This is a genomic window from Streptomyces sp. NRRL B-1140 (genome assembly GCF_001280065.1).
Taxonomy (GTDB): Bacteria; Actinomycetota; Actinomycetes; order Streptomycetales; family Streptomycetaceae; genus Streptomyces.
In genome coordinates this window covers 1-15802 of record NZ_LGEA01000162.1, presented here as the reverse complement: position 1 = coordinate 15802, position 15802 = coordinate 1, and the positions used below count along the sequence as shown (strand labels likewise).

The 15802-nt window shown below is 71.0% G+C and carries 13 protein-coding genes and 2 pseudogenes; 9 read left to right on the top strand and 6 right to left on the bottom strand.

The window, feature by feature from the left end; genetic code table 11:
* Positions 1-44: 44 nt before the first annotated feature.
* Positions 45-554: a MarR family winged helix-turn-helix transcriptional regulator gene (locus ADK65_RS34570; RefSeq protein ID WP_053675267.1), complete on the top strand. Its 510-nt coding sequence runs from the start codon at positions 45-47 to the stop codon at positions 552-554.
* A 10-nt stretch (positions 555-564) separates the two neighbouring features.
* On the opposite strand, the gene ADK65_RS34565 is transcribed toward ADK65_RS34570, so the two are convergent.
* Positions 565-1395: an oxidoreductase gene (locus tag ADK65_RS34565; protein ID WP_053675265.1), complete on the bottom strand. Its 831-nt coding sequence runs from the start codon at positions 1393-1395 to the stop codon at positions 565-567.
* Positions 1396-1483: 88 nt separating this feature from the next.
* Between ADK65_RS34565 and ADK65_RS34560 the strand changes: the two genes are divergently transcribed.
* From ADK65_RS34560 to ADK65_RS34530, 7 genes and pseudogenes are all read left to right on the top strand, one after another.
* The gene (locus ADK65_RS34560; protein WP_053675263.1) at positions 1484-2395 is read left to right on the top strand and encodes a LysR family transcriptional regulator; all 912 of its coding nucleotides are present in this window, start codon (positions 1484-1486) and stop codon (positions 2393-2395) included.
* A 213-nt stretch (positions 2396-2608) separates the two neighbouring features.
* Positions 2609-3766, top strand: a complete 1158-nt coding sequence (locus ADK65_RS34555; RefSeq protein WP_078956285.1) for a DUF4190 domain-containing protein — start codon at positions 2609-2611, stop codon at positions 3764-3766.
* 147 nt (positions 3767-3913) lie between these two features.
* On the top strand, positions 3914-4666 hold the full coding sequence (locus ADK65_RS34550) for a GntR family transcriptional regulator (protein WP_053675261.1): 753 nt from the start codon (positions 3914-3916) through the stop codon (positions 4664-4666).
* Positions 4667-4974: 308 nt separating this feature from the next.
* Positions 4975-5202: pseudogene (locus ADK65_RS34545) on the top strand (SPOR domain-containing protein); the annotation flags it as partial.
* A gap of 65 nt (positions 5203-5267) precedes the next feature.
* Complete coding sequence (locus tag ADK65_RS34540; protein WP_053675257.1) at positions 5268-5723, top strand: NUDIX domain-containing protein; 456 nt, start codon at positions 5268-5270, stop codon at positions 5721-5723.
* A gap of 171 nt (positions 5724-5894) precedes the next feature.
* Positions 5895-6326, top strand: coding sequence for an ATP-binding protein (locus ADK65_RS34535; RefSeq protein WP_078956284.1), 432 nt, complete (start codon positions 5895-5897; stop codon positions 6324-6326).
* Between the two features lie 252 nt (positions 6327-6578).
* Complete coding sequence (locus tag ADK65_RS34530) at positions 6579-9215, top strand: SpoIIE family protein phosphatase (RefSeq protein ID WP_053675252.1); 2637 nt, start codon at positions 6579-6581, stop codon at positions 9213-9215.
* Positions 9216-9236: 21 nt separating this feature from the next.
* On the opposite strand, the gene ADK65_RS34525 is transcribed toward ADK65_RS34530, so the two are convergent.
* Positions 9237-10919, bottom strand: a complete 1683-nt coding sequence (locus tag ADK65_RS34525; protein ID WP_053675250.1) for an immunity 49 family protein — start codon at positions 10917-10919, stop codon at positions 9237-9239.
* A gap of 69 nt (positions 10920-10988) precedes the next feature.
* On the opposite strand from ADK65_RS34525, the gene ADK65_RS34520 reads away from it, so the two are divergent.
* Positions 10989-11426 carry a hypothetical protein gene (locus tag ADK65_RS34520; protein ID WP_063788083.1) on the top strand — a complete coding sequence of 146 codons (438 nt, stop codon included), beginning with the start codon at positions 10989-10991 and terminating at the stop codon, positions 11424-11426.
* A gap of 212 nt (positions 11427-11638) precedes the next feature.
* Here the strand turns inward: ADK65_RS34520 and ADK65_RS39695 are convergent, their stop codons facing one another.
* The 4 genes and pseudogenes from ADK65_RS39695 to ADK65_RS39540 form a co-directional block, all read right to left on the bottom strand.
* On the bottom strand, positions 11639-11761 hold the full coding sequence (locus tag ADK65_RS39695; protein WP_267889765.1) for a hypothetical protein: 123 nt from the start codon (positions 11759-11761) through the stop codon (positions 11639-11641).
* A gap of 152 nt (positions 11762-11913) precedes the next feature.
* Positions 11914-12765: an immunity 49 family protein gene (locus tag ADK65_RS34515; protein WP_053675245.1), complete on the bottom strand. Its 852-nt coding sequence runs from the start codon at positions 12763-12765 to the stop codon at positions 11914-11916.
* Between the two features lie 208 nt (positions 12766-12973).
* Entirely contained in the window at positions 12974-14002 is a 1029-nt protein-coding gene (locus ADK65_RS34510; RefSeq protein WP_053675243.1) for a hypothetical protein, read from the bottom strand.
* Positions 13999-15802, bottom strand: a pseudogene (locus ADK65_RS39540) (hypothetical protein); the annotation flags it as partial. The gene ADK65_RS34510 and the pseudogene ADK65_RS39540, both read right to left, overlap by 4 nt.

The following is a 15802-nucleotide window of genomic DNA, read 5'->3' as shown; positions in this document are numbered from 1 at the left end:
ACTCATAAAGTATCTCAATGATTGAGAGATACTAGGCTGGGGGGATGAGCGGCTCCGGTGCACCCACGGCATCTCTTCCGGCGGACGACCCCACCGGGTTGCAGACCTTCGCCGTCCTGTTGCGCCGGATGAACAGCGAGTTCAACCGCATCGCCCAGGAGTTCGCCCAGGAACAGGGCCTGCACCTCACCGACATGCAGGCCCTGATCGCGATCCTGGACGCCGACTCCGACCCGGAAGCGGCGGGCGAGCCCATGACCCCGGGCCGCCTGAGAGGGCAGCTCAATCTCACGTCCGGCGCCGTGACCGCCTGTCTCGACCGGCTGGAGCGGGCCGGGCACATCCGCCGGGTCCGCGACGCCGGCGACCGCCGCGTGGTGCACCTGCACTACGCCGACGCGGCCCGGGGCCTGGCCCGGGACTACTTCCGCCCCCTGGCCCGGAGCACCGACGCGGCCCGCGGCCGTTTCAGCTCAGAGGAGCTGGAGGTGGTCGTCCGGTTCCTCGCGGAGATGAACGCGGAACTCGGCCGGCTGCGCCGGGGCTCCGGCTGACCACCCGCCGTCAGTCGTCGAACCCGGTGTCCCGGGTGCGCTTCTCCCAAGCCACGACCTCGTCCCGCACCTGGTCGAGGTGGCCGAGGACCGCGCTGACGCCGTCGTCGCCGAGGGGCAGGCGCAGGGGCGTGTGCTCGGCGTCGAGGGCGGCCAGGATGAGGGCGGCGGCCTTGGCCGGATCGCCGGGCTGGGTGCCGTCGCCGCCGGCGACGACGCCACGGGTCCGGCTCACCTTGCCGTACACCCCGCTGTCCGCACTCGTCCCCGCCCGCCCGGTCTCGAACAGGCCGGTGCGGAAGGCGCCCGGCTCGACGATCAGCACCTTGACCCCGAACTCGGCGACCTCGTCCGCGAGCCCTTCGGACATGCCCTCCAGGGCGAACTTGGTCGCGCTGTACGCCGAGAAGCCCGCGAAGGACATCTGCCCGCCCATGCTGCTCATCTGCACGATCGCGCCCGAGCGCCGCTCCCGCATGTGCGGCAGCACGGCCCGGGTGAGGGCGGCCGGGCCGAAGACGTGCACGTCGAACAGCGCCCTCAGTTCGTCCTCGGTGGTCTCCTCGAACGCCCCGACATGTGTCCGGCCCGCGTTGTTGACCAGCACGTCGATCCGGCCGTGCCGCGCCACGACGTCCCGCACCGCGGCCTCGGCGGCGCCGGTGTCGGCGACGTCCAGGCGCAGCGCCTCCACCCGGCCCGGGTGGGCGGCGACCAGATCGTCCAGCGCCTGTGGGCGCCTCGCCGCGCCCACCACCACGTCACCGGCGGCGAGGGCCGCCTCGGCGATCGCCCGCCCGAACCCACTGCTCGCCCCCGTGATCAGCCACACCTTGTTCATGACAGCTCCCCGTCTCGTGTCGTTACGTCCGTCACCCTCTCGCCCACGGCGGTGGCCCGTCCAAGACATTCGGTGATAGCCGATGGTTATGAGCATGGACGTTCATCTGCGGGACCTGCGTTACTTCGTCGCCGTCGCGGAGGAACTGCACTTCACCCGGGCCGCCGAGCGCCTGTACGTGTCCCAGCCCGCGCTGAGCAAGCAGATCCGGGCGCTGGAGCGGCAGTTGGGAGCCGAGCTGTTCCGGCGAGACCGGCACGGCGTGGAGCTCACCGAAGCGGGTACGGCGCTGCTGCCGCACGCACGCGGGGTGCTGGACGCGTGGAAGGAGGGCGCGGCCGCGGTGGACGCCGTCCGGGCGGCGCGGCGCGGCACCCTGGTCGTCGGCATGAGCACCAGCCCGGTCCGCGGCGGCCTGCTGCCCGCGATCCGCTCCCGCTTCACGGCGGCCCACCCGGAGGCCGCCGTCCGGATCCGGCAGGTGAACTGGGAGGACCCGACGGCCGGCCTCGCCGACGGCACCGCCGACCTGGCCTTCGTCTGGCTGCCGCTGCCCGGCCAGGACCGCTACGACTTCACGGTCGTCGCCGAGGAACCGCTCATGGTCGCCCTCCCGGACACCCACCCGCTCGCCGGGCGCACCGCGATCGACTTCGCCGACCTGCTCGACGAGCCGTTCCTCGCCCTGCCGGAGAGCACGGGTCCGCTGCGCGACCACTGGCTCGCCCTCGACGCACGCGGTGGCCGCCCGCCCCGCATCGGCGCCGAGATCGCGAGCACCGAGGAGACGTACGAGGCCCTGGCCGCCGGCCTCGGCGTCTGCCTCGTGGCGGAGGGCAACGTCCCCCTGCTCACGCTGGGCGGTGTGACGGCCCGTCCGGTGCGCGGCCTCGCCCCGAGCCGCTACGTCCTGGCCTGGAGACGGGGGGACGGGCAGCGGCCCCTGGTGCGGGCGTATGCGCGGGCCTGCCGCCGGGTGACGGGCCACCGCACGGGATGACGCACCGGCTCCGACCGGCCGTCACCCTCCGACGTACCCGGGAGGCAGGCGTCGCCGGGACCACCATGCCTTCGGAAGGCGTTCGCCGCCCGTCTCGCCTCGCCTGTCGCCCGCATTCCGCCCCCGCAATCGGGCCGCTTACGATGCGCCCAGCCGTACGTCGGTTCCGGACGGCCCGCTCTCTCACCGCCTCAGCCAGGAGCACCGCAAACCGTGTCGATACCCCCGCCCCCGGGGCACCAGCAGCCCCGGGACCCGTTCGGCCCGCCTCCGGCGAACCGGCCCCAGGGAGCCCTGGATCACGGCCTCAACAGCCCCTACGGCCCCGTCGGCCGCCCCTACGGCACTCCGGTCTCCGTCAACGCGCTCGCCGTGGCCGCACTGGTTCTCGGCGTGCTCTGCTTCCTGCCCGCCGCGGGGCTCGTGCTCGGGCTGATCGCGCTGCGGCAGATCCGGCGGTCCGGGCAGAGCGGGCGGGGCATGGCGATCGCGGGTTCGGTGCTGTCGTCCGCCGGGATCGCACTGTGGGCGGTGCTGCTGTCCACGGGGGCCGCGTCGGAGGTCTGGGAGGGGTTCAAGGACACCGCGCGGGGCAACGAGAGCCTGTCGCTGGAGAAGGGCGACTGCTTCGACGCGCCCGGCGGGCTGGAGGGCGACACCCTCGACGTCGACCGGGTGCCGTGCCGGGGCGGGCACGACGGCGAGGTGTTCGCGGTCGTCACCCTGCCCGGCGGCCCCTTCCCGGGAGACGCCCGGATCACCGACGTCGCCGACGAGAAGTGCTACGCCCTCCAGGACCAGTACGCGATGGACACCTGGGCGATGCCGGCCGATGTCGACGTGTACTACCTGATGCCGTCCCGGGAGAGCTGGCGCTTCGGCGACCGCGCGATCACCTGCCTCTTCGGCAACGCCGAGGCCGGGGCCGGGCTCACCGGTTCGCTGCGCGGCGACCCCACCACCCTCGACACCCACCAGGTCGTCTTCCTGTCGACGGCCAACGCCCTCGACGCGGCGCTCTACGAGGAGCCCGAGAAGACCCCCGAGGAGGACCTCGCCGCCCACCGGGCCTGGGCCGCCCAGGTCCACGACGTGCTCGGCGAGCAGATCGAGGCCCTGCGCGCGCACCCCTGGCCGGCCCGCGCCCGCACGCCCGTCGCCGACCTCGTGGCGGACCTGGAGGACGCCCGGACGGAGTGGAAGAGGGCGAGCACGGCGGGTGACGCGGGCACCTACCACGCGCACTACGGCAAGGCGTACGGCTCCGTGGACGGGCTGGCGACCGTCACGGCGCGCAAGGCCCTTGGTCTGGCGGCGACCCCGCCGGCTCCCGGGGAAGGCGAGAGGGAAGAGTCCGAAGCGCAGGTGTGAGGGCGGCTATAGCGGGGAGAAACCGCCTGCGTAAAGCCCTCCGCCACCCCATGTCATCACATCGAGTGATTCTCTGGCCTTTGCTTGCCCCGCACAACCTACGGTTGCCACGCTGTAGCTGTCTGTACAACCTGATGGGAGCGGCCAGTGACATTCGGTGAGCAGCCGGCGTACCTGCGCGTCGCGGGTGATCTCCGCAAGAAGATCGTCGACGGTCAGCTCCCACCGCACACCCGCCTGCCCTCCCAGGCCAGAATCCGCCAGGAGTACGGGGTCTCGGACACGGTCGCGCTGGAGGCCCGCAAGGTGCTCATGGCGGAGGGCCTGGTCGAGGGCCGTTCCGGCTCGGGGACCTATGTGCGCGAGCGGCCCGTGCCCCGCCGCATCTCCCGCTCCGGCTACCGCCCGTCCGGCGGGGCCACGCCGTTCCGCCAGGAGCAGGCCGACGGCGAGGGGCGCGGCACCTGGGAATCCAGCAGCGAGCAGGCCGAGGCGAGTGTCGCGATCGCCGGACGGCTGGGCATCGAGCCGGGCGAGCGGGTCATGTGCACGCGGTACCTCTACCGCGAGGGCGGCGACGCGATGATGCTCTCCACCTCCTGGGAGCCACTCACCGTCACGGGGCGCACGCCCGTGATGCTGCCGGAGGAAGGGCCGGTCGGCGGCATGGGTGTCGTCGAGCGCATGCGCGCCATCGACGTGGTCGTGGACAACGTCACGGAGGAGGTCGGCGCCCGGCCCGGCCTCGCCGAGGAGCTGCTCGTCCTGGGCGGCGTCCCGGGGCACGTGGTCCTGGTCATCCAGCGGACCTTCTACGCCTCCGGACGTCCGGTGGAGACGGCCGACGTGGTCATTCCGGCCGATCGGTACCGGGTCGCCTACCACCTTCCGGTCAAGTAGCGCACGCTCCCATCCGCCCCGCGGCGCGCTTCTCGCGCGCCCCGCTCACCCGATCGCCGTACGGACCGACCTGGGCCGGGGTGCCGCACGACCCCCGGCCCACCGTCGTTCACGCAGGTCGGCAGCGGTGTATGCGGTATGCCCGAAGCCGGTTGCCCAGAGGCGCACGGACGGCGCGTTCACCGCCGTGCGCCCCCTGCGTTCTGGCTGGTTGCGTACCTCTTCGTGAAAACCCGTATTCGCTCCGTGAAGGTAAGGCGTAGGCTCGGGCATATGCGCATTGCGGTTTCCTCGGCGGGCGGGGCACGGCACAGGCCGCGGGCGGGAAGTGGAGGGGCGCGATGAACGACAGCACGGTCACTCTCCCCTGGCTCGTGATACGAGAGGACGACAACGGCAACCGCTACCGCGTGGGCCGGTACGCGACCCGGGCCGAGGCCCAGAGGATCGCGGACAGCCTCGACGGTCGCGGCCACAAGCAGCTCTACTGGGTCGAGCGGCTCGGCCACGACGGGCCGGCCGTGGCGCACGACTGACCGGCGCGAGGGCGCCCCGGGGAGGGCCGCCCCGGAGGCCGGCGGTGCTCCCGTAGGCTCCCGGCATGAGTGAGCGGATCGTCGTGGGGGCCGCGCTGGTCGAGGACGGGCGGCTGCTGGCCGCCCGGCGCAGCGCGCCCGTCGAGCTCGCCGGGCGCTGGGAGCTGCCCGGCGGCAAGGTCGAACCCGGGGAGAAGGCCGACGCGGCGCTCGCGCGGGAGCTGCGCGAGGAACTCGGCGTCGACGCCGAGGTCGGCGGGCGCGTTCCGGGGGAGTGGCCCCTTCGGGCGCCCTACGTCCTGCACCTCTGGACCGCCCGGCTGCGCCCCGGCTCGGCGGCTCCCGCGCCCCTCCAGGACCACGACGAACTGCGCTGGCTCGGCCCCGACGAGATCTGGGACGTGCCGTGGCTCGACCAGGACGTCCCGGCCGTACGGCAGGCCCTCGCCCACCTGGGAATCGCGCACCTCCCGGCCTCCCACGGTCCCGCTTCCGGAACTCCGGAGGATCTCGGCACCTGAAAGGCCTGGAAGGCCGGAACGGCCCGGCGCCTGAAGCCTGCCGGGGGCGCGTGGCTTCCATCGCACTGCCGTACCAGCGCTCTGTACGCCGTTCGTGCCACAGTGCGCTGCTCCCCGCGGTACTCCGCTCCCAATATCGGGTATGTGCCCATTAACCCCATGAAACCGGACATGGGTGGGGCTCCTGCCTGGGAAGTGATCGGCGTGATCGACACCGAGGACGACTGCGCCGACTGGACCTTCCCCGCCGAACCGGGCGCCGTGCGCACCGCCCGCCAGGCCGTGCGCGGCCAACTGCGTGACTGGGGCCTCGACAGCCTCGCGGACCTCGCGGCGCTGCTGGTGAGCGAGTTGGTCACCAACGCCCTGCGGCACGCCACCGGCCCCATCGGAGTCCGCCTGGTGCGCCGCTCGGGCCTGGACGGCGCTCTCCTGGTCGAGGTCTCCGACCCGCTGCCGGACCCACCCCGCGAGCGCGCCGCCCGGCTCGAGGACGAGAGCGGCCGCGGGCTGCATCTGGTGGCGTCCTCCTCCCGTCGCTGGGGCACCCGGCCCGGTGCCACGGGCAAGACGGTGTGGTTCGAACTCGCGGTGCCGGAGTGAATATCCGGTGTACGTACGGATCGCCGCTGTAGAGCGATTGGTTCAGGCCAGTGGCGGTTGCCGGTGCATGGGATTCGATGGCGTGTCCCCTGGTTAGAAGACTGGCAGTGTTGTCACGGTCCGGACCGAAAACCATCGGGACCGTGCTGTGATCGTGAACACCGTGTTGTGCGGCACCGTAGTGCTGGATACTGCGGGCAGCCGCCCCCGGTGACCGGTGCCGGACGCGGTGAGCTGGAGGGGACGGTTCGCGTGAGCGAGATACCAGCGAAGGCCACGGAGTCCGAGGACCCGTCGGAGGGCGCGAGGGCGAGGGCTGCCGACGGCCTGGCCTCCGCGGTGGGTGGTGCGCTCGCCGCCGACGGGGTCCCGCAGGGGGACGCCATGTGGCAGAGCAGTCCCCCCGGCTCCATCTACGACTACATCAAGGTCGCGTCCTTCTCCATCGGCCCCGACGGGCTCGTCGACCAGTGGAGCCTGCGCGCCGAGCACCTGTTCGGCATCCGCGCCGACCGTGCCGTGGGCATGGACCCCATCGAGGCGTTCATCGACCCGCGCCACCGTGAGCGCGGTATGCGCAAGATGGCCGAGATCCTCGACGGTCGCGAGTGGACCGGCGTGGTGCCCTTCCGGATGCCCAGCGGCGCCGAGGGGGAATGCGGCCACGAGGGGCTCGCCGAGGTGTACGTCATGCCGACGCGCACCGAGGAGGGCGAGAAGGCCGCCGTATGCATCGTCGTCGACGTGCGCACCCTGCGCAGCATCGAGACCGACCTCGCCGCCTCGCAGGCCATTTTCAGTCAATCCCCGTTCGGTTTCCTGCTGATCGACACCGATCTGCGGGTCCGCCGCGTCAACCAGCGGTTCGCGTCGATCTTCGGCGGTGACGTCGACGACCACCGCGGCAAGGGCGTCCACGACTACCTCCAGCGCGGCGAGGCCGACCGGGTCGCCGCCACGCTGCGGCGGGTGCTGGAGACCGGCAGTTCCATCACCGACATGCACGTCACCGGCTTCGTGCCGGGTTCCGACGAGCGCCGCCACTGGTCCGTCAACCTCTATCGCGTGCACAGCGGTTCGGGCCGTCCCATCGGGATCGCCTGGCTCGGGATCGACATCACCGCTCGCCGCGCCGCCGCCCGCGAGGCCGCCGCCGCCCGGCGCAACCTGGCCCTGCTGAACGAGGCCGGCGCCCGTATCGGCAACTCCCTCGACCTGGAGACCACGGCCCGGCAGCTCCTCGACGTCGTCGTCCCGGGCTTCTGCGACCTGGCCACCGTCGACCTCTACCAGGGCCTGCTGGCCGGCGACGAGACGCCGCCCGGGCTCGCCGACGGCAGCGCAGAGCTGCGCCGGGTGGCGTTCGCCAGCGCCGTCTCCGACGCGCCCTTCGCGGGCGCCGGTGTGCCCGTCGCGGTCGGCGCCGTCCACCACTACCCGTTCAACTCGCCCTGTGCGGACGCCCTGCGCACCGCCCGGCCCCAGACCGTCCCGGGCGAGGACGGCGGGCTCGTGCAGTCCACGCTCGCCGTGCCGATGGTCGCCCACGACACCGTCGTGGGACTCGTGCAGTTCGCCCGCACCAAGGGCAGCGAGCCGTTCGGCGACCGCGACCGGGACCTGGCCGTCGAACTCGCCGCCCGGGCCGCGGTCTGCATCGACAACGCCCGCCTCTACCGACGCGAACACGAACGCGCGTTGATACTGCAGCGGTCCCTGCTCCCGCCCGGCGACCCGGAGGCCTCCGGCCTCGACATCGCCTGCCGCTATCTGCCCGGCAACGTCAACACCGGCCGGCCGAGCGAGGTCGGCGGCGACTGGTTCGACGTCATCGAACTGCCCGGGCACCGCACCGCGCTGGTCGTCGGCGACGTCATGGGCCGCGGCCTGCGCGCCGCCGTCGCCATGGGTGAACTGCGCACGGCGGTCCGCACGCTGGCCCAGCTCGACCTCGAACCGGCCGAAGTGCTCTCCCAGCTGGACGAGATCGCCCGTGGCCTCGGCGCGCCCGGGGGCGTCCAGCAGGCGACCCGGGCGGCCCGCCGCCCCCGCGAGGCCGACCTGTCGGAGGTGTACCTCGCCACCTGCGTCTACGCCGTCTACGACTCCGTCACCCGGCGCTGTACCTTCGCCAACGCGGGCCATCTGCCGCCGGTGCTGGTCGAGCCGGGCGAGGCGGCGCTGATGCTCGACGTGCCGCCGGGCATGCCGCTCGGCGTCGGCGGGGAGCCCTTCGAGGAGGTCGAGGTCGAACTGCCCGAAGGCGCCCTGCTCGCGCTCTACACGGACGGCCTGGTCGAAAGCCGCGACCACCCCCTGGACGAAGGCCTCCAGGCCTTCGTCAGCGCCCTCTCCGACCCGGCCCAGCCGCTGGAGGACGTCTGCGACCACGTCCTCAACACCCTCGACACCCATCACGGCGAGGACGACATCGCGCTGCTGATGGCACGTGTCCAGGGCCTGCCGACGGAATCCGTCGGCGACTGGACCCTGCCGCGCGAGCCGCGCAGCGTGGGCCGGGCCCGCGAGTACGCCCGCGCCCAGCTGCTCGCCTGGGACATGGAACCCCTCGTCGACACCACGGAGCTCTTGGTCAGCGAACTGGTCACCAACGCCCTGCGCTACGGCGAGGGCGAGATCCGGCTGCGCCTCCTGCTCGACCGGACCCTGGTCTGCGAGGTGTGGGACTCCGGCCTGGTCCAGCCCCGCCGCCGCCGGGCCCGCGACACCGACGAGGGCGGCCGGGGACTCCAACTGGTCGGCCTCCTGAGCGCCGCGTGGGGCTCCCGCCGCACGCCCCGGGGCAAGACGGTGTGGTTCGAACTGCCCCTGCCCGGCGGCGACACGAGCCTGACGGACCCGGCGGAGGCGTTGCTGAGCCTGTTCTAGCAGGGTCTGCGACCCCGGTCGTCAGGAGCTCTCCCCCAGCCGCTGACGGTTGAGCAGGTGCGCGGGCAGACAGCGCTGCGCGGGATCGACGGGAAACCCGTAGTCGTAGGCGAGGCTCGCGATCGCGAGCGGCCCGAGTGCCACCCGGGCGCGCGGGGCCGCCGATTCGCCCCAGTAACCGCCGTGCTCCGCGACGGCCTCGGCGAGCGTCTTGGCGAAGGTGTCGTGGTCACGCGCGATGAGCCGGTGGAAGAGGGCGGCGGGCTGGTAGTCGATCGCGTTCACGAACTCTGTCGGCGCGCGGGTCACGCCGTCCCGCCCCGACGTCTCGATGGTGGCGATCAGCTTCTGGACGACGTCATCCATGCTGGGGCCGTCCGAGAAGTAGGCCCGTAGGGTGTCGATCCAGTGCAGGACGTACTCGTCCACGGAATCGTCCTCGCGCAGTGTCTCCGACGGCACCCGGCACAGCCGTGCGATCCGGTCCGTCTGGCGGCACACGACCGCGAGGTAGAGGGCGTCGAGCCAGCCCCGGGCGTCCGCGGGCGGTTCGGCCGGGAAGGCGGGCACCTGCCAGACGAGGTCCTCGCCCAGGCGGCACTCCTGTGACGGCGCGCCGGTGAACAGCGCGGAGCCGAGCCGAGCCGCGGTGGCCCACGCGTCCCACGTGTCGATGTGCGCCACGTCCGGATCGTAGGCGCAGCGCGCGTGGGCGAGTGCCACGATGGAGCGGAACGCGTCGGCCAGGGTAGCCGGGTCCTGCACGAGGTGGTCCATCGACTCCGCGGCACCCCGCATGAGCTCGCCCAGCCCGGCAGGCTCAGCGGCGACGCGGGTGGCGAGACGGCCGGCGCGGTCGAGACGGACCAGGCCCTTCATCAGGCCCAAGAGGTGCGGCGGCGGCTGCACGGAGAAGGTGAGGGTCTCGTGATCGATGACCGTGAGCGAGGTCAGGGAGCCGCGGTGCCACCAGTAGACGCGCGGTGACAGCGCGCCCGGACCGTCCTCGTGGGCGCCCAGGGCATACGCGGCGAGGCTGTTGACGGCCTCCACGACGGAACCGTCCGCGATCGGGTGGTACACCAGGTTGTGCTGCGTGGGCACCACGACCAGGGCACCGGCGTCCGGAATCGCCTCGCCGACGACCTTCCAGGCGACTTCCGCGAGGAACAGCGCCTGGCCGGCGACGAACGGGGAGTCCCCGTAGACGGAATGCAGCCTCGCCCCGCCCTCGACGCCCACCTCCTCGTGGCGCACTGGCACCTGCATCAGGTTTGCGCGCGCCGCCTCCCCGAGGGCCTGGAGCCCGGCACGCTCCACGTCCCGGTCGGTGAGGAGCCGCACACTGGTGGACCCGTCCAGGGCGTAGGCGAAGACCAGGCCGTCGGCCACGACGCGCGCGTACCGCAGGGAGCCGAGAAGTTCGGAAGGAATCGAGTCGACGGGCAGCAGCCGGGCGTGCACACCCCGGAGCAGTTCCTCCGCGCTCTCATCGCCCTGGCTCGCCTGTCGCAGGCGGTCGAAGTGCGCGGCGACGAGTTCGGGCCAGCGCTCCTCCGGCGTCCCGCTGCACGTGCGCGCCAAGGACGCGAGGGAGTACTGGTGTCCCTCCCGGTAGTGCGGGGAGGCGAGTGCGCGCAGGTGCGTGGCCTGTGCGGCAGAGAGCATCGGCAGTTCGCAATCGGCGAGGTCGTCCGGTGTCATACCGGTGACCCTACGGGGTGGGTGCCCCGTGTCTGCTCCCGGCTCCATCCGGTCCTAGACTCACCCCACATGAGTGACGTGTTCGCCGTTGACCTGGCCCTCGACCTGTCGCCGAACCTGCCGGACGCCGTACTCGCGCACCTCCGCCGTCACTTGGAGGGCGACAGCCCGGACGACGGCAGCGGCGAGGTGGACTGGCCGGACTTCGTCCCCCTGCTCGCGGACCGGGGCCCGGCCACGCGCATCGGCGGACTACTGACCGGCCGGCTCGTCCAGGCCTCCGACCACTGGTCCCTGACGGCTCGCCAGGAGATCCACGCGGAGCTCCTGCCCGAGCTGGTCGCACTGGCGGAGATGCTCGCGTTCAACGCGAGGGCCGACGGAGTCATCGGCCAAGTGCGGTTCTACGAGGACGAGATTCCCGAACTCCTCATCAACAGGTCGGGAACGCTGGTCAAGATGCCACTGCGGGAAGCCGAACCGATCGCTTACCGGCACCTGCCGTAGGACACCGTCAGAACCTGTCAGGGGAGGTGCTTGACCTCACCGGTGCTGCCCACCTGGCACGGCACGGTGCCCTCGCCGGCACCGCCGGCGGCGAAGAGCCCGGAGCCGATCTGCATGGCGGTGACCCACGCCTCCCATGACGGAAACTCATCTGCTGTCGGATCCGTCAGACAGCGCCACTTCGCGACGGTGAGCGCGGTCGGGAGGGCGTCTTACCGATCGTCCTCCGAGGTCTCGACGTGGTCGAGTACGTCCTTGGCGCTCTTGAGGATGGGCGCCATGAGTTCGGCCGCGTTGTCCGTGCGGAACTCATGGCGGGTTACGCGGGTGACCACTTGCTCCCTCTGAGTAGCTGTGCTTCCGTCGGCGACGTCACCGACGGAAGCAGCTCCTGTGCTCCGGGGAAATGCGCGCCTCGGCTGTAACCGCTTCTCGACTTACCGGGCGGGCCGTGCTGAACCATGACGGACGGGATCTCAGGGGCACGTCAGGTGGGAAATTCTCCGCACCAGTTGCGTCCGATTAGAACGGCAGGCAGGTACTCGGACTCGACCTCGATGGGCATGCCCGCGTCATGGGCGAGGCAGACGATGGCGAGCGGGGCCAAGGCGACGAGTCCCCCGATGTTGACCGCGCGGTCCTCCTCGCTCCAGTACTGCTTGTGCAGTTCGAGTGCCTGGGTCAGCGCGCGAGTGAAGCCCTCGTGATCCTTGCGGATGAAGCGATGGAACATTTCCATCGGCGGGTAAACGAGTTTGCTCACCGTTTCCGGGTCGGAGACGGTGTCGGGGTCGGTGCCGTCCACTGCCGAGACCAACTTGGGAACGAGGTCCTGACCTCCGAGCCAGTAGGTCTGGAGGGTGTCGATCCAGGCGTAGTCATGCTCCTCGAACTGCGCGCCGTTCTCGCGCAGCAGGGACAAGGGAACCTGGCACAGTGCCGTGATCCTGTCCTTCTCCCGGCACGCCACAGCCAAGTAGAAGGCCGTGAGCCATGCCCCGGGGTGCACGTACCACTGCGGGCCTGTGGCCTGCAGGGTGAGGTCCTTGTGCGCGATGCGGCAGCGCACGTTCCCCTTGGGCGCCAATGCGGTGGCGAACACGGCGGAACCGACCTGCATCGCGGTCACCCAGGCGTCCCGCGTGGGGTAGATCGCTGCCCGTGGATCCATGAGGCAGTGAGCTTCGGCAAGGGTGAGAGTCGTGCTCAGGGCATCGCCCAAACTGCTCGGATCCGCCTCCAGTCCCTCGAGCAGGTCATGTGCATTCTCCTGAAGGACGGCGATGCCCTCTTCCGCATTCCCCGTGGGAAAGGGGTGGCGGGTGATGATCGAGACCAACGCGTTTCTCCCTAGAAAAGCTTGAAGTGCTTGAGCTCGGCCCCAGCACTTCTCCGCGCCGGGCACCACTGGTCGCTGACAGCCCGCCAGGAGATTCACGCCGAAACTGCTTCGCCACACCGGTTGCGCTGGACCGGGACGGCTGCTGGAGGCGGTTGTCCGTGTCACGCGCGAAGCCGGTCATGGCGAGCGGGGGGGGGAGGGTGCGTCAGTCCTGCTGTCGGTCGCGCAGGACGGCGAGGACGGCGGTACGTGGTTGGCTCGCCGGATCCACGAGGCCTGCACTGGTGTCAGACGTCGCCGACAACTCGGCCAGCGCCTCCGATGGCGACATTCCTCGGTCGTGCGCAGCCCGCAGACGCTCAAGCCAGGTCAATCCTGCACGGTAGGTCGCATCGTCGCCGACGTCCGCTGGCTCGAAGCTCGCGGCGTTGTCCGCGTCGGAGGCCCACAGGTAGCCGAGCAACTCGCCTTCCGCTCCGCGGACCGGCACGTACAGAACCTCACCCTCAGCCGTCCGACGGTAACCGATGCGTCCGAACCCGGGAGCATGCGTGAAGACGTCGTACCGGGTCGGCACCTCGAAACTGGACCACACGTCCGATGCAGCACCGTCGGCATTGAAGAAGTTGTCGGCGCCGCTTTGGGTGGGCTTTGAAAAGTATGTCGGGTCGTCCGGGTCCGTCTCTGCTGCGAGAACCTCGGACAGGGCGCTCAGTGCCGCCGACAAGCGAGGGCTGTTTGCAGCGTGGATCTCGTACTGCTGCCGCCCCTCGAGGTCATAGGGCAGCCATGCATCGGTGTGTGTCACCAGGTCGACAGTGACGAACTCGGCAAATGAGGAAGCCCCGAGCCGGAACAGCTTCTCCTGCCGGACCACCTCCCCTTCGGCGCCCGTAACGATATCGCCCGAGCACTCGGCGTAGGCGTCCACGGAACCGATGTCACCGGCGCGCATTCCCGCCCTTACCCGATCAGCCAGCTGCGCGGCAGCTCGCGCGGCGTCCCACTCGCCCGGCGTACGAGCCTCCGTGGAGAGCGTCCCCTTGAAGAGGAGACTGTTCGACTTACGAGCCTCAGACACCGAGACATGAACAAGGGGCGCATCCGTTGCCAGTCGGTGATCAGCCAGTACGCGGTAAGCGGTAAGCAGGTCCCGCAGACAGCAAACCAAGGCGTCGGCCGACTCGTCGTCACGTCCCCAGGTCCAGCGGGCGACGGGGGTAGAGGTGATCACAGCGCTCCTTCCGGCGTGAATGTACCACCACGAGGAATCATGAACATGCCGTCAGGGCACCGGATGACGAACTGTACGTTCTTGCCCTCGTAACCCTTCTGCAGTCGTCCGATTTCCGTTGCCATGTCGAGGGCGGGGGTCTTGGTGTCGACCACGAAGGTCCGCACGTCGGCGCTGGAATCCGTGAGCTGTGCGATCTTCTTGAAGATGTTGCGCACCACCTTGCTCGCCTCGACAGGCGAGTCCGCCCCCGTCATGTCCTTGAATTGCCATCCGTGGACGTTTCCGCTCGCATCCCGAGCCATGAGGTCGAGGTCCGTCTTCGGTCCCGTGAAGACACCCGGTTTGATTTCGTGGCCGCCTTGTTTCACTTCGAACGAGATGTCGGTCAACCCGCTCTCGTGGAGCCGGTTGGCCAGACGGATCTGTTCGAGAGAGCCAGGAAGTTCACTCGGTCGCGAAAGGTTGGACACCACGTCGGAGAAGCCTTGTGCGTCCCGGAAGCGTCCGGAAGCGATCGTGTCGGCGATCTCCTTGCCGGCCGGGCTGTTGCCCAGAGTGTCGAGAATTGCATCGACGTCACCCGGCTTGACCTTCGTTCCACGAATCTGCTCGCGGACCCGCTGCTCGGCGTCACCGCCTCGATCCAGTGGACCCGAGTCGTCCGATGGCCTCTCCCACCCCGGGGCGTCTTCCGCACCGCCCCAGCCGGGCTGCTCGCCGGGGCCATGCCCGGAGGGGCCGTCGCTGCCTCCTGAGCCCGTACCGCCCTGTCCCGGTGACTCACCGCCGCCATCCGTGGGGGTGCCCTCATGGCCGCCGGTTCCTGCCCCGTCGTGGCCTCCGGCGGCGTGGCTACCGCCTCCATCCGTACCGCCGGAGTGGCCTCGCGGTTCGTGGCTTGCGGAAGGGCCGTGGCCGAGGTCGTCGGCATGGCCTGCCGGCACGTCGTCGGTCCGGCCGGCGGGCAGGTGGTTGCCCGTCGCACTCGCGGTCGGGATGTCACCACCGGCATGCACCGTCGGTACGTCCCCTCCGGCGTGGACAGCCGGGGTGGTGGCCGGGTTGTCCGTGGCCCGGCCGACGTCGCCCAGGTTGGTGTCGAGGCTGTTTGCCAGGTTCAGGTGGGTGCCCGCGTCCACCGTGTGCGGGGCCGCGCCCGCCAGCGCCGGGACCTTCGCCGGGGAGTCCACCCGCGGCACGTCCGCGCCCGCCGGACCCGTGCTCTCCGGGCCCGCGGGACGGTCCACGACGTCCTGCGTACCGGGCTTGTCCACGTCCAGCAGGACCTTGCCCTGCCCGTCCACGATGTTCCCGTTGCTGTCGGCGTACAGGGTCGGATCGCCGCTCTCGGCTTTCACCGGCAACGCGTCCTCGTGCACCACCGGCACGTCCTCAGGCACCTTGAACCCGCCACCCGGCAGCTCGTGCAGCCCTGCCGGGGCCGCCGCACCCTCCGGCAGGTGCACCGTCCCGTCCGGCAGCACCGACGATCCCTTCGGCAGCGTGACCGCGTTCTCGGGCAGTGCCGGGATGTCGATGGTGCCGACGCCCTTCAGGCCCTTGGTGATGTCGCCGATCTTCGACAGGCCCGCACCGGCGCCCTTGGCGATGTAGGTCATCGGGTCGATGACCCGGCCCGCCTTGCCCGCCACCGACAGCGCCTTGGCTACCGCGCCGGCCTTGCCCGCACCCGCCGCCGCACCACCCGCACCGCCGGTGAACACCGTCGTCAGCACGTTGAAAGTGACCGCACCCGCGGCGCGGGCGGGGTTCTTGCCCCACTCGTCCCACGCCACC

Bases quoted from the DNA above. Each gene is read 5' to 3' on its own strand.
- ADK65_RS34570 (WP_053675267.1), top strand. From the start codon at position 45: ATGAGCGGCTCCGGTGCACCCACGGCATCTCTTCCGGCGGACGACCCC.
- ADK65_RS34560 (WP_053675263.1), top strand. From the start codon at position 1,484: ATGAGCATGGACGTTCATCTGCGGGACCTGCGTTACTTCGTCGCCGTC.
- ADK65_RS34535 (WP_078956284.1), top strand. From the start codon at position 5,895: ATGGGTGGGGCTCCTGCCTGGGAAGTGATCGGCGTGATCGACACCGAG.
- ADK65_RS34520 (WP_063788083.1), top strand. From the start codon at position 10,989: ATGAGTGACGTGTTCGCCGTTGACCTGGCCCTCGACCTGTCGCCGAAC.
- ADK65_RS34565 (WP_053675265.1), bottom strand. From the start codon at position 1,395: ATGAACAAGGTGTGGCTGATCACGGGGGCGAGCAGTGGGTTCGGGCGG.
- ADK65_RS34525 (WP_053675250.1), bottom strand. From the start codon at position 10,919: ATGACACCGGACGACCTCGCCGATTGCGAACTGCCGATGCTCTCTGCC.
- ADK65_RS34540 (WP_053675257.1), top strand. From the start codon at position 5,268: ATGAGTGAGCGGATCGTCGTGGGGGCCGCGCTGGTCGAGGACGGGCGG.